At 70.0% G+C, this 12,157-nt stretch carries 11 protein-coding genes and 1 riboswitch; of the genes, 8 read left to right on the forward strand and 3 right to left on the reverse strand.

Annotation, left to right across the window (positions count from 1 at the left end):
- Positions 1–32: 32 nt before the first annotated feature.
- Both ileS and ND450_RS41260 read left to right on the forward strand, forming a co-directional pair.
- Positions 33–3,137, forward strand: a complete 3,105-nt coding sequence (ileS, locus tag ND450_RS41255; protein WP_253323440.1) for an isoleucine--tRNA ligase — start codon at positions 33–35, stop codon at positions 3,135–3,137.
- A 406-nt stretch (positions 3,138–3,543) separates the two neighbouring features.
- Entirely contained in the window at positions 3,544–3,720 is a 177-nt protein-coding gene (locus ND450_RS41260) for a hypothetical protein (protein WP_253323441.1), read from the forward strand.
- Here ND450_RS41260 and ND450_RS41265 read toward each other — a convergent pair.
- Positions 3,702–4,157 (reverse strand): SRPBCC family protein, encoded by a 456-nt coding sequence (locus ND450_RS41265; RefSeq protein WP_253323442.1) that lies wholly within the window; start codon positions 4,155–4,157, stop codon positions 3,702–3,704. The genes ND450_RS41260 and ND450_RS41265 overlap by 19 nt on opposite strands.
- 60 nt (positions 4,158–4,217) lie before the next feature.
- On the opposite strand from ND450_RS41265, the gene ND450_RS41270 reads away from it, so the two are divergent.
- On the forward strand, positions 4,218–4,754 hold the full coding sequence (locus tag ND450_RS41270) for a TetR/AcrR family transcriptional regulator (protein WP_253323443.1): 537 nt from the start codon (positions 4,218–4,220) through the stop codon (positions 4,752–4,754).
- A 12-nt stretch (positions 4,755–4,766) separates the two neighbouring features.
- Here ND450_RS41270 and ND450_RS41275 read toward each other — a convergent pair whose 3' ends face one another.
- The gene (locus ND450_RS41275) at positions 4,767–5,699 is read right to left on the reverse strand and encodes a M28 family metallopeptidase (RefSeq protein ID WP_253323444.1); all 933 of its coding nucleotides are present in this window, start codon (positions 5,697–5,699) and stop codon (positions 4,767–4,769) included.
- Positions 5,700–5,830: 131 nt separating this feature from the next.
- On the opposite strand from ND450_RS41275, the gene ND450_RS41280 reads away from it, so the two are divergent.
- The 5 genes from ND450_RS41280 (at position 5,831) to ND450_RS41300 (ending at position 11,254) form a co-directional block, all read left to right on the forward strand.
- Complete coding sequence (locus ND450_RS41280) at positions 5,831–7,318, forward strand: potassium/proton antiporter (protein WP_371927566.1); 1,488 nt, start codon at positions 5,831–5,833, stop codon at positions 7,316–7,318.
- Positions 7,319–7,391: 73 nt separating this feature from the next.
- A riboswitch (SAM riboswitch) is annotated at positions 7,392–7,506 on the forward strand.
- A 33-nt stretch (positions 7,507–7,539) separates the two neighbouring features.
- Positions 7,540–8,874 carry an aminotransferase class V-fold PLP-dependent enzyme gene (locus ND450_RS41285; RefSeq protein ID WP_253323446.1) on the forward strand — a complete coding sequence of 445 codons (1,335 nt, stop codon included), beginning with the start codon at positions 7,540–7,542 and terminating at the stop codon, positions 8,872–8,874.
- 23 nt (positions 8,875–8,897) lie between these two features.
- Positions 8,898–9,605 carry a signal peptidase II gene (lspA, locus tag ND450_RS41290; RefSeq protein WP_253323447.1) on the forward strand — a complete coding sequence of 236 codons (708 nt, stop codon included), beginning with the start codon at positions 8,898–8,900 and terminating at the stop codon, positions 9,603–9,605.
- A gap of 100 nt (positions 9,606–9,705) precedes the next feature.
- Positions 9,706–10,590, forward strand: a complete 885-nt coding sequence (locus ND450_RS41295; RefSeq protein ID WP_253328132.1) for an RluA family pseudouridine synthase — start codon at positions 9,706–9,708, stop codon at positions 10,588–10,590.
- A gap of 73 nt (positions 10,591–10,663) precedes the next feature.
- Positions 10,664–11,254 (forward strand): NAD(P)-dependent oxidoreductase, encoded by a 591-nt coding sequence (locus ND450_RS41300; RefSeq protein ID WP_253323448.1) that lies wholly within the window; start codon positions 10,664–10,666, stop codon positions 11,252–11,254.
- On the opposite strand, the gene ND450_RS41305 is transcribed toward ND450_RS41300, so the two are convergent.
- Positions 11,243–12,139, reverse strand: a complete 897-nt coding sequence (locus ND450_RS41305; RefSeq protein WP_253323449.1) for a LysR family transcriptional regulator — start codon at positions 12,137–12,139, stop codon at positions 11,243–11,245. The two genes, ND450_RS41300 and ND450_RS41305, sit on opposite strands and share 12 nt — an antisense overlap.
- Positions 12,140–12,157: the final 18 nt, after the last annotated feature.

The following is a 12,157-nucleotide window of genomic DNA, read 5'->3' on the forward strand; positions in this document are numbered from 1 at the left end:
CGTGTCACATCTGACCGCGAGGAGCAGTGGAGATGGCCTACCCCAGGGCCGGAGCGAACGAGGTCCCGGCGCAGCCGTCCTTTCCGAACCTCGAGCAGGACGTGCTCGGGTACTGGAAGGACGACGAGACCTTCCAGGCGAGCATCGACCGCAACCCGGCGGGCGAGAACGGTGACAACGAGTTCGTCTTCTACGACGGCCCCCCGTTCGCCAACGGCCTGCCGCACTACGGGCACCTGCTGACCGGCTACGTCAAGGACGTCGTCCCGCGCTACCAGACGATGCGCGGCAAGCACGTCGAGCGCCGGTTCGGCTGGGACACGCACGGCATGCCCGCCGAGTACGAGGCGGAGAAGCAGCTCGGCATCACGCAGAAGCACGAGATCGACGAGCTCGGCATCGAGAAGTTCAACGAGGCGTGCCGCACGTCCGTGTTGCAGTACACGGACCAGTGGCGCGACTACGTGACGCGCCAGGCGCGCTGGGTCGACTTCGACAACGACTACAAGACGCTCGACCTCGACTACATGGAAAGCGTCATGTGGGCGTTCAAGGCCTTGTGGGACAAGGGCTTGATCTACGAGGGCTTCCGGGTGCTCTGGTACTGCTGGCGTTGCCAGACGCCGCTGTCCAACACCGAGACCAAGATGGACGACGCCTACCGCGACCGGCAGGACCCGGCCGTCACGGTGGCGCTGCGTCTCGAGTCCGGCGAGAAGGCCCTGGTCTGGACGACCACGCCGTGGACGCTGCCGAGCAACCTGGCCGCCGCCGTGCACCCGGACGTCGACTACGTGACGGTCGTGGGCTCCGACGGCGACAGGTACCTGCTCGCCGAGGCCCGTGTCGCGGCGTACGCGCGCGAGCTGGGCGAGGAGCCCGAGGTCGTCGCCCGCTACAAGGGATCGGACCTGGTCGGCAAGAAGTACCTGCCGCCGTTCGACTTCTTCGTGGGGCGCACCAACGCGCACCAGGTGCTGGCCGCCGACTACGTGACCACCGACGACGGCACGGGCATCGTCCACATCGCGCCGGCGTTCGGTGAGGACGACAAGGTCGTGACGGACGCGGCGGGCATCGAGGTCGTCGTGCCGGTCGGCCCGGACGGCAAGTTCACCGCGGAAGTGGCGCCGTACCAGGGCGTGCACGTCTTCGAGGCGAACAAGCTGATCATCCGCGACCTCAAGGAAGCGGGCCTGCTGCTGCGCCACGAGACCTACGACCACCCGTACCCGCACTGCTGGCGGTGTGCGAACCCGCTGATCCAGCGCGCGCTGTCGGCGTGGTTCGTCGCGGTCACGCAGTTCAAGGACCGGATGGTCGAGCTCAACCAGCAGATCAACTGGGTGCCCGGCCACATCAAGGACGGCCAGTTCGGCAAGTGGCTCGAGAACGCGCGCGACTGGAACATCTCGCGCAACCGGTACTGGGGCTCGCCGCTGCCCGTGTGGGTCTCGGACAACCCCGAGTTCCCGCGCACGGACGTGTACGGGTCGCTGGACGAGCTGGAGCGCGACTTCGGCGTGCGCCCGGACAACCTGCACCGGCCGTTCATCGACGAGCTCACGCGGCCGAACCCGGACGACCCGTCCGGCCAGTCGACCATGCGCCGGATCCCGGACGTGCTCGACTGCTGGTTCGAGTCGGGCTCGATGTCGTTCGCGCAGGTGCACTACCCGTTCGAGAACGCGGACTGGTTCGAGGACCACTACCCGGGCAACTTCATCGTCGAGTACAACGGGCAGACGCGTGGCTGGTTCTACACGCTGCACGTGCTCGCGACGGCGTTGTTCGACCGGCCCGCGTTCCGCGACTGCGTGGCGCACGGGATCGTGCTCGGTGACGACGGCCAGAAGATGTCCAAGTCGCTCAAGAACTACCCGGACGTCAACGAGGTCTTCGACCGCGACGGCTCCGACGCCATGCGCTGGTTCCTCATGGCGTCGCCGATCCTGCGCGGCGGCGACCTGGTCGTGACCGAGCGCGGCATCCGCGACGCGGTGCGCCAGGCCGTGCTGCCGCTGTGGAACTCCTGGTACTTCCTCGCGCTGTACTCCAACGCCGCGGGCAAGGAGGGCACGTGGCGCGTCGACTCGAAGAACGTGCTCGACCGGTACGCGCTGGCGAAGACGCACGACCTGGTCCGCGACGTCCAGGCGGCGATGGACGTCTACGACATCTCCGGTGCGTGCCAGCTGGTGCGCGAGTACCTGGAGGTGCTGACGAACTGGTACGTGCGGCGGTCGCGGCAGCGGTTCTGGGACGGTGACCAGGACGCGATCGACACCCTGCACACCGTGCTGGAGGTCGTCACGCGCGTGGCGGCACCGTTGCTGCCGTACACGACCGAGGTCGTGTGGCGCGGTCTGACCGGTGGCCGTTCCGTGCACCTGACGGACTTCCCGTCGGTGGCGGACGTGCCGGCGGACGACGCGCTGGTGGCGGCGATGGACGAGGTGCGCGACGTCTGCTCGACGGCGTTGTCGCTGCGCAAGGCGAACAAGCTGCGCGTGCGACTCCCGCTGGCGCGTCTGACGGTCGCCTCCCCGGTGGCCGGGACGCTGGAGGACTTCGCCGAGATCGTGCGCGACGAGGTCAACGTCAAGGAGGTGTCGCTGTCCACGGACGTCGACGCCTACGGGCAGTTCCAGCTGGTCGTCAACGCCCGTGCCGCCGGCCCGCGCCTCGGCCCGAACGTGCAGAAGGTCATCAAGGCCGTCAAGGCCGGCGACTGGTCCGAAGTGGACGGTCGAGTGGTGGCCGCGGGCATCGAGCTCTTCGAGGGCGAGTACGAACAGCGCCTGGTGGCAACGGATCCCGCCGCCACGGCCGCGCTCCCCGGTGGCGCCGGCGTCGTCGTGGTCGACACGGCGGTGACGCCGGAGCTCGAGGCCGAGGGCGTCGCGCGCGACCTGGTGCGCGTGGTGCAGCAGGCCCGCAAGGACGCCCAGCTCGACGTGTCCGACCGGATCATGCTGACGCTGGAGCTCCCGGACGCGGTGAAGGCAGCCGTGGAGCCGCACCTGCCGTTCGTGCAGTCGGAGACGCTGACGTCGTCGGTGGTGTTCGGTGAGGGCACGTCCGAGGGCACGGTGGGCGACGGTGCCAAGGTGAAGGTCACCGTCAGCAAGGCGTGATCGAGATGTGAGCGCTCGTCCCTCACGTCGCCGTTGCCTGAGGGGGCAATGGTGAAGGTCAGAGGACTGGTGTTGAGCACGGCGTTCCTGGCGGCGTGTGTGGTGGGTTCGCCCGCCGCGCACGCCGCCGTCGCGTGTCAGTGGGTCACTTCGAATCTGCCGCTACCGCCGGGGAAGCGGGACGAACGCGTCGTTCGAGAGTGGAACCTTCCTCTGGCACAACGACTCCTCCTGACCGGATCACGAACGGTGTCCGGGAACGGATGGAGCACGGGCCGCTGAGCCAGCGGTTCAGCCACGTCTGGGACCGCCACGGGAACCAGACGAGGCTGGAGACGTTGCCGGGGGAATGCTCGGCGGAGGTGGAGTCCATCCGCAACGGCCGGATCTTCGGGCTTCCGGGCACGTGCTCGCGCAGTTCCTCTCCTCCGGTGAGCAGACCGAGTACGCGGTGTGGTGGGGACCGGGCGAGCTCGACACCCCGCCCGGCCTGACGGGACAGCCGCCGACGGACAACGGTGATGTCCACGGCACCGAGTACGGCGAGAACACCGGCAAGCCGCGTCACGCGCGCTGTGGCTGACGCTTCGGCGTGAACAGGCGCCGAACCTGGCGCACGTACCACGACCAGCGGGCCGGGGACTTCGGTTCCCGGCCCGCCGCGCGCTCGAAGCCGTCGAACAGGTCCTCCAGGCACGCGTCGTGCAGCCACCGGATCACGAGCGCCCACCGCACCCGGTCCACGAAGCCGAAGTCGCCGATCAACTCGTGCCGGATCACGTTCCCCGACGCCGAGAGCGTGTGCGACCCGGTCAGCCGCGTGAACTCGAAGGTGATCGACTCGCCGGGCACGAACTCCGTGCAGCGGTACCGGATCGGGCCGTGCCCGCCGTCCGCGCCGACCCCCAGCGGGCGGTCGAACTCCTGCTTGCCCCACGCGGGCGGCCACAGCTCCTGGATGCGTTCGACGAACGGGCCCGCGGGCACGCCGAGGTCGCGGGTGTGGACGTTCTCGATCATGAGGATCCCCTTCCATACGCTGCCGTATGTTCCTGGAACCGTACGGTAGCGTATGGAAGCGTGGTGCGGCGGAATCGCGACGACTGGACTGAGATGGCGCTGAGAGCGCTGGCCGAGGGCGGGCTGAACGCGGTGGCGGTCGAGCCGCTGGCGGCCGCGGCCGGTGCCACGAAGGGCAGCGTCTACCACCACTTCCGCAACCGCGAGGCGTTGCTCGAGGCGACGGTCGAGCGGTGGGAGCGGGAGCACACCGAGAAGGTCATCGAGCTGGTCGAGTCCGAACGGACCCCGGAGGACAAGCTCAGGACGCTCTTCGCGACGGTGCTCGACCGCACGCGCAAGGGGTCCGTGGAGATGGCCTTGCAGGCGGGAGCCGACCACGAGGTGATCGCTCCGGTGCTGCGGCGCGTCACCGAGAAGCGGCTGGCGTACCTGACCGAGCTGTTCGGTGAGCTCGGGTTCGGCGAGGCCCAGGCGAGGCAGCGCGCGTTGATCGCGTTCAGCCTCTACCTGGGCCAGGCGCAGATGTGGGTCACCCTGCCCGGCCTCGTCGAACCGGTGCTCGACGAGGCCGTGCGGGTGCTCACCGCGAAGTGATCGGCGAACCGGTCAGGCCGCGGTCGCCCACAACGTCGACGCGATCACGTCCGCGTTGCGGTCGAGCGCCGTGGCGTTGACGTTCGCCGTGGTGTCGCACGAGCGGTGGTAGCAGCGGTCGAAGGCCTGGCCGGCCGTGCCGCCCCACTTCGACGCCTGGGCCGAGGTCTTGATGCCCTCGGCGCCGGTGAACGTGCCGCCGGTCGGGATGCCCGCGCGGGCGAACGCCGCGTGGTCGGAACGGCCGCCGACGTTCGTCAGCTCGGTCTGCACGCCCAGCGCGGTGAAGCCCGCCTGCAGCCGCTGGGTCAGCGCCGCCGAACCGGTGGGCTGACCGCTCGAGCTGTAGACGAAGTAGCCGGGGTTCGGCGAGCCGGTCATGTCGAAGTTCAGGTAGGCCTTGATCTTCGACTTCTCGGTCGACGACAGGGAGTTCACGTAGTACGTCGACCCGACGAGGCCGAGTTCCTCCGCGCCCCACCAGCCGAACCGCAGGTGCTTGGTCGGCTGGAAACCGGTGGCCTTCACCTGGAGGGCGACCTCCAGGATCGACGCCGAACCGGTGCCGTTGTCGTTGATGCCGGGGCCCGCCGAGACGCTGTCGAGGTGGCCGCCCAGCATCACGACGTTGTTCGCGTCGCCTCCGGGGTAGTCCGCGATCAGGTTGTAGCCCGTGGCGCCGTTGGAGGTGAACGACTGGACGCGAGTGGTGTAGCCGGCCGCGTCGAGCTTGCTCTTGACCCAGTTGATCGAGGCCAGGTACCCCGGTCGTCCGTGCGCGCGGTTGCCGCTGTTGGCGTTCGCGATGGACTGGAACTGGTTCAGGTGGGCTTGTACGTTCGCCACGTTGATGTTGGGCGCCGCCAGTGCGGCCGGCGCCGCTGCTTGTGCTGCTGTGCTTCCGGTCACCATCAAGGCGGCCGCCAGCGCGATCAGGATCCTCATGGTTCAACTCCGTGCAGGGTGAGGGATTGAGCCACTGATCAACATGCTCCGTCGTGCATGTGCCCGCTAGGGGCGAACGGCGGGAGTTGTTAACTCGTCTGATTCGTCGGAATCGATGGTGATCAACCAGAATGGTCCAGGTGGGTGACGTCACGGTTGTTCTGGGCATCGGCGCCGCCGTGCTGCTGATCTCGGTGATCGCGGTGCGCGTGTCGACCCGGCTCGGGCTGCCCTCGCTCCTGCTCTACCTCGGCATCGGCGTGCTGCTCGGCGAGTCGGTCTTCGGCATCAAGTTCGACGACGCCGACCTGACGCAGTCGCTCGGCATCGCGGCCCTGGTGCTGATCCTGACCGAGGGTGGCATCACCACGCGCTGGAACGCGGTGAAACCCTCGCTGTGGCTGGGGGTCGCACTGTCCACAGTGGCCGTTGTGGTCAGCGTGGCGGTGACCGGAACGGCGTTGCACTTCCTGCTCGGCCTCGACTGGCGGATGGCGTTGCTGTGGGGCGCGGTGCTGTCGTCCACCGACGCGGCCGCCGTGTTCAGCGTCCTGCGCTCGTTAGGTGTCGGGGCGCGGCTCACGGGCGCGCTCGAACTGGAGTCCGGTCTCAACGACGCGCCGGTCTACATCGCCGTCGTGCTGCTGGCCTCGTCCGACCGGATCTCGTGGACCGCGCCGCTGCTGGTGGTCTACGAACTCGGCGCGGGCGCGCTCATCGGCGTCTTGCTCGGGTTCCTCGGCGGAGCGGGGCTGAGACGCGCGGCGCTGCCCTCCACCGGTCTCTACCCGCTCGCCACCGTGGCGGTGTGCGTGATCGCCTACACGGCAGGCGACCTCGTGCACGCGTCCGGTTTCCTCGCCACGTACGTCGCCGCGCTGGTCCTCGGCAACGCCCGCCTGCCGCACCGCGCCGACACCCTCTCGTTCGCCGAAGGTCTCGGCTGGCTCGCCCAGATCGGGCTCTTCGTGCTCCTCGGCCTCTACGCCTCGCCGTCGCGACTGCCCGACGTGCTGTTCCCGGCGCTGGTCGCGGGTGTCGTGCTGACGTTCGTGGCGCGGCCTCTGTCGGTGGTGTTGTCCTCGCTGCCGTTCAAGGTGCCGTGGCGCGAACAGGCGTTCCTCTCCTGGTCGGGGCTGCGCGGAGCGGTGCCGATCGTGTTCGCGCTGATCCCGCTGATCCAGGGCGTCGAGGGTGCGCGGCAACTGGTCGACGTGGTGTTCCTGCTGGTCGTCGTGCTGACGATCGTGCAGGGCACGACGTTGCCGTTCCTCGCGCGGCGGCTCGGGCTGGTGAAGACGGGGGAGGCGCTGGAGGTCCAGGTCGACGCCTCGCCGCTCGACGAGCTCGGCGCCGAACTGCTGCAGGTGCACATCCAGCGCGGGTCGAAGCTGCACGGCGTCTACATGTCCGAGCTGAGGCTGCCGAGCGGCGCCACGGTGAGCCTCGTGGTGCGCGGCGGGAAGAGTTTCACGCCACAACCGACGACCCGGCTCCAGACCGACGACCAGTTGCTCATCGTCACCACCGAAGAGGTGCGCGATGCCGCTGAGCGGCGCGTTCGTGCCGTCGACAGGGCCGGTCGCTACGCACGGTGGAAGGGCGAGACCGGCGATTGATCGGTTCCCGACCCTTCTCAGCATGTGAATCGGGTGTCGACGGGAGGATCACCCTCCGCTAACGTCGTCGGCAGGTCATGAGAGCCAGCGTCAAGCCCAAGCTTGCTGGCCGGCAACCCTCCAACCGCGGTGGGGTGCCCTTGGTGAGGACCTGGTCCGGCGCGTGGGGCGCCGGTCAAGCGCGGGCCTCCAGGTAGGCCCCTGGCCTCGGAGGCAGCTCGATGACGCTCGCGATCACCCCCAGCAGCACCACCACCGCCGTTCCGGCTGTCGTCGGCGCCGACCTGCGGGTTCCGCTGGTCACCGGAGAGCGCGTCACCTACGCCAACCTCGACCACGCGGCGTCGGCACCCTGTCTGCAGGAGGTGCGCGACGCCGTCGACGAGCTGCTGCCCTGGTACGCGAGCGTGCACCGCGGCGCCGGCTTCGCCTCGCAGGTCTCGACCCGCGTCTACGAGCAGGCCCGCGACCGCGTCCGCAAGTTCGTCGGCGCGCACGCGTCCGACACCGTCGTCTTCACGCGCAACACCACGGACTCGCTGAACCTGTTGGCGCGCAGCGTTCCCCGCAACACCGCCGTCGTGCTGTTCGACAGCGAGCACCACGCGGCGCTGCTGCCGTGGAGGGGCCCCAACGTCCAGCGCGTTCCCGCACCGTCTTCGTCTGGCGCCGCAGTTGTCGCGCTGGACCGGGCTCTTGCCGTCGCCCCGGTCGGCCCGAGGCTCGTGATCGTCACCGGGGCGTCCAACGTCACGGGGGAGCTGTGGCCGGTCGCCGAGCTCGCGAAGGTCGCCCGCCGCCACGGCGCGCGCATCGCGCTCGACGCGGCCCAGCTCGCCCCGCACCGCCCGATCAACGCCCGTGAGCTGGGTGTCGACTACATCGCGTTCTCCGGCCACAAGATCTACGCGCCGTTCGGCGCCGGTGTGCTGGTCGGCCGGGCCGACTGGCTGCAGCAGGCCCAGCCGTACCTCGTCGGCGGCGGCGCGACCTCCAAGGTGACCGACCACGGCGACCGCCTCGGTGTGGCCTGGTCCGCGGTGCCCGAGCGGCACGAGGCCGGCAGCCCGAACGTCGTCGGCGTGCACGCGCTGGCCTCGGCCTGCGAGATCCTGTCGCGGCACTGGGAGCAGACGGTCGCGCACGAGCAGGAGTTGCTCACGCGCCTGCGCACCGGCCTGAACGCGATCCCCGGCCTCCGCGAGCTGCAGATCCTGACCGACGCCGACAAGGTCGGGGTCGTGAGTTTCACGGTCTCCGGTTTCGACGCGGGCTTCCTCGCGGCGGCGCTGTCCGCCGAGTACGGCATCGGCGTGCGTGACGGAGCGTTCTGCGCCCACGTGATCGTGGGCCGCCTCGTCAAGCAGGTCGGATCGCACGAGCAGCGTGCCGTGCGCGCGTCGATCGGCCTCGGCACGACGGCCGAGCACGTCGACCGTTTGGTGGCGGCGCTGCGCACCCTCGTCACCGAAGGTCCGAAGTGGACCTACACGCGGCAGGACGGCCGCTGGGTCCCCGAGAACGACGACCGAACCCTGCCGCCGTTCCTCGCGTAGTCCCTTTCGTGGACACTGACCTGGTGAGTGACGAGCCCAAGGCCCCGGAGGAAGAGGCCGCGAAGGCCGCCGACGAGCCCGCGGAGGAGCACGCCGGCGAGCGGGAGGAACCCGCCGTCGCGGAGAAGCCCGCGGAGCCCGGCGCGAAGGCCGACGACGACGAGGAGTTCTCGATCACCGGCTCGCTGCCGGAGCCGCGGATCAGGACCCTTGCGGTGCTGGCGGGCGGGGTGCTGGCCCTGGACGTGCTCACCAAGGTCGTGTCGGTGGCGTTCCTCGAGGACGCCGGCCCGATCAAGCTGTTCGGCGGCGTGCTCTACCTGACGTTCGTCCGCAACCCCGGCGCCGCGTTCGGCCTGGGCGAGGGCATGACGTGGGTCCTCGCGCTGATCGCGCTGGGCGTCGCCGGGTTCATCTTCTGGATCTCGCGCAACCTGCGCTCGGAGAAGTGGGCCGTCGGCCTCGGCCTGGTGCTCGGCGGCGCCGTCGGCAACCTGGTCGACCGGCTCTTCCGCGAGCCCGGCCCGATGCGCGGCCACGTGGTCGACTTCCTGTCGCTGTTCGACCCCTACGGCCGGGTGTGGCCGGTGTTCAACGTCGCGGACATGGCGATCATCGGCGGCGGCGTGACGATCATCGTGCTGGCGCTGCTGCAGCACGACTACGACGGGACGGTCCACCGCGAGGCGCCCGTGCTCGTGGAGGCCGACGGTCAGCCGGAGCCGAAATAGCTGCTCCTGGTAGTTTCAGCGGGTTCTGCAAGGAGAAGAAGGTCGAGGCCCCCGCGTGAGCGGTTACCGAACGCTGCCGATTCCCGACGGACTGGACGGCATGCGCGTCGACGCCGGCCTCGCGAAGCTGCTCGGCCTGTCCCGCACCGCCGTCGCGGCCATCGCCGACGCCGACGACGTGCTGGTCGACGGCCGGGTCGTGGGCAAGTCCGACCGGCTCACCGCCGGGTCGATGCTCGAGATCACGCTGCCCGCGCCGCCGCAGCCGATCACCGTCCAGGCGATCCCCGTCGAGGGCCTGGAGATCATCCACGAGGACGACGACATCATCGTCGTGGACAAGCCCGTCGGCGTCGCCGTGCACCCGTCACCCGGCTGGACCGGGCCGACCGTCGTCGGTGGTCTCGCCGCCGCGGGCCACCGCGTCGCCACCTCCGGTGCCGCCGAGCGCCAAGGCGTCGTGCACCGGCTCGACGTCGGCACCACCGGCGTGATGGTCGTCGCGAAGTCCGAGTCCGCGTACTCCGCCCTGAAGCACGCCTTCAAGGAGCGGACCGTCGACAAGGTCTACCACGCGATCGTGCAGGGCCACCCGGACCCGATCAAGGGCACCATCGACGCCCCGATCGACCGCCACCCGAAGCACGACTACAAGTTCGCGGTGATGAACTCCGGCAAGCCGTCCATCACGCACTACGAGGTGATGGAGGCGTTCCGCGCCGCCTCCCTCGTAGAGGTGCACCTGGAAACCGGCCGCACGCACCAGATCCGCGTGCACTTCTCGGCGCTGCACCACCCGTGCGTCGGCGACCTGACGTACGGCGCCGACCCGACGCTGTCCAAGCGCCTCGGCGTCTCGCGGCAGTGGCTGCACGCGCGTCAGCTCGGCTTCCACCACCCGGCGGACGGCCAGTGGGTCACGTTCACGTCCGAGTACCCGGCCGACCTGGCCTCCGCGCTGGAGAAGCTGCGCGACGAAGGCTGATTGCGTCTGGGTAAATCGCCGGTTAGCTAGGTTGCACTTGATGTTAACCGGTGTGCTCCATAGCGTTCGAGGCATGGAGCTCACCATTCTCGCGGCCTCGGGCCGCACCGGTCTCGCCCTCACCCGCCAGGCGCTGGAGCGCGGCCACACCGTCACGGCGATCGCCCGCACCCCGTCCCGGATCACCGTCGACCACCCGAACCTGCGCAAGGTCGCCGGTGAGGTGGGCGGTCCGCTGAGCATCGACGCGGACTCCGTCGTGCTGTCCGGTCTCGGCACCGACACCCCGGGCGTGCTGCTCGACGGCGCCAAGGCCGTGATCGCCGCCGGTCCGCGCCGGATCGTCTGGCTCGGCGCGTACGGCACGGGCCCGTCGGCCGAGGCGGCGGGCGAGGGCGCGGCGGTGCTGGCCGAGTTCTTCGGCGACCGGATCCCGGACAAGATCGCGGCCGACACCGCCGTCCTCGAAGCCGGTGGCACCGTCTTCCACGCCGGGGTGCTCACCGACGAGCCCGCGGGTCCGGGCCGCACGGTCGGCCTGGACGAGGCGCCGGCGTTCGACCTGGGGGCGAAGGTCAGCCGGGAGACCGTGGCCGCCGCGATGCTCGACGAGGCCGAGAACCCGCGGTTCGCGGGCCGGGTCGCGTTGCCGCTAGCGGGCTAGCACCTCGGTGACGGTCGCCCGCACCTGCTCCCGCAGCCACGCGTGGGCGAGGTCCGAGTCGTAGCGCTGGTGCCAGTTGCAGTGGACCGGGGCCTCCGGCGACTCGGCCGGCAACGGCCGCGTGACCAGCCCGAACGCCTCGACCAGCGGTCGGCAGAGGATCGTCGTGGTGGTGACCAGGACGTCGCTCGCCGCCGCGATCTGCAGGGCCGAGTGGACCGTCGCCACGGTCGCGATCACCCGGCGCTGCAAGCCCTCCGCGGCCAGCAGGTCGTCGATCTGGGCGGTGAACCTGCCGCGCCGTGAGACCACCACGTGCGGATAGGCCGCGTACGCGCGCAGGTCCAGTTCGGTGCAGGGGTGGCCTGACCGCATCATGACGGCGAGCGGGTCCGTCCCGAGCACCTCCGAGCGGAACTCGGGGAGATCCGGTCCACCGCCACCGAGTTCCAGGTCGACCCGCCCGTGCCGCAGGTCGTCGGTGTCGGCGGAGTTCTCCGCCAGCACCCGCACCCGCACCCCCGGCGCCTGTTCCGCGATCCGTCCCACCAACGCCGGCACCACGGCCGAGGCGAGGGCGTCGTGGCACTGGATCGTGAACGTGCGCTCCAGCTCCGCGAGGTCCAGCTCACGGCTCGGCGCCAGCACGGCGTTCGCCTCCCGCACGAGCCGTTGCACCTCCTCGGCGATGCCGAGCGCATACGGCGTGGGAGTCATCGTGTGGCCCGTCCTGACCAGGATGTCGTCGCCGGTGACCTTCCTGATCCGCCCGAGCGTGCGGCTCACCGCGGGCGACGACAGGTGCAGCCGCTGCGCCGCGCCCATCACGCTGCCCTCCTCGAGGAGGGCGTCCAGCACGACCAGCAGGTTCAGATCCGCTTGCATGACCGACAATCTTGGAGG

Origin of the sequence: Lentzea sp. HUAS12 (assembly GCF_024125735.1) — a bacterium.
Taxonomy (GTDB): Bacteria; Actinomycetota; Actinomycetes; order Mycobacteriales; family Pseudonocardiaceae; genus Lentzea; species Lentzea albida.

Bases quoted from the DNA above. Each gene is read 5' to 3' on its own strand.
- ileS (WP_253323440.1), top strand. From the start codon at position 33: ATGGCCTACCCCAGGGCCGGAGCGAACGAGGTCCCGGCGCAGCCGTCC.
- ND450_RS41265 (WP_253323442.1), bottom strand. From the start codon at position 4,157: ATGATCGAGAACGTCCACACCCGCGACCTCGGCGTGCCCGCGGGCCCG.
- ND450_RS41275 (WP_253323444.1), bottom strand. From the start codon at position 5,699: ATGAGGATCCTGATCGCGCTGGCGGCCGCCTTGATGGTGACCGGAAGC.
- ND450_RS41280 (WP_371927566.1), top strand. From the start codon at position 5,831: ATGGTCCAGGTGGGTGACGTCACGGTTGTTCTGGGCATCGGCGCCGCC.
- ND450_RS41285 (WP_253323446.1), top strand. From the start codon at position 7,540: ATGACGCTCGCGATCACCCCCAGCAGCACCACCACCGCCGTTCCGGCT.
- ND450_RS41295 (WP_253328132.1), top strand. From the start codon at position 9,706: ATGCGCGTCGACGCCGGCCTCGCGAAGCTGCTCGGCCTGTCCCGCACC.
- ND450_RS41300 (WP_253323448.1), top strand. From the start codon at position 10,664: ATGGAGCTCACCATTCTCGCGGCCTCGGGCCGCACCGGTCTCGCCCTC.
- ND450_RS41305 (WP_253323449.1), bottom strand. From the start codon at position 12,139: ATGCAAGCGGATCTGAACCTGCTGGTCGTGCTGGACGCCCTCCTCGAG.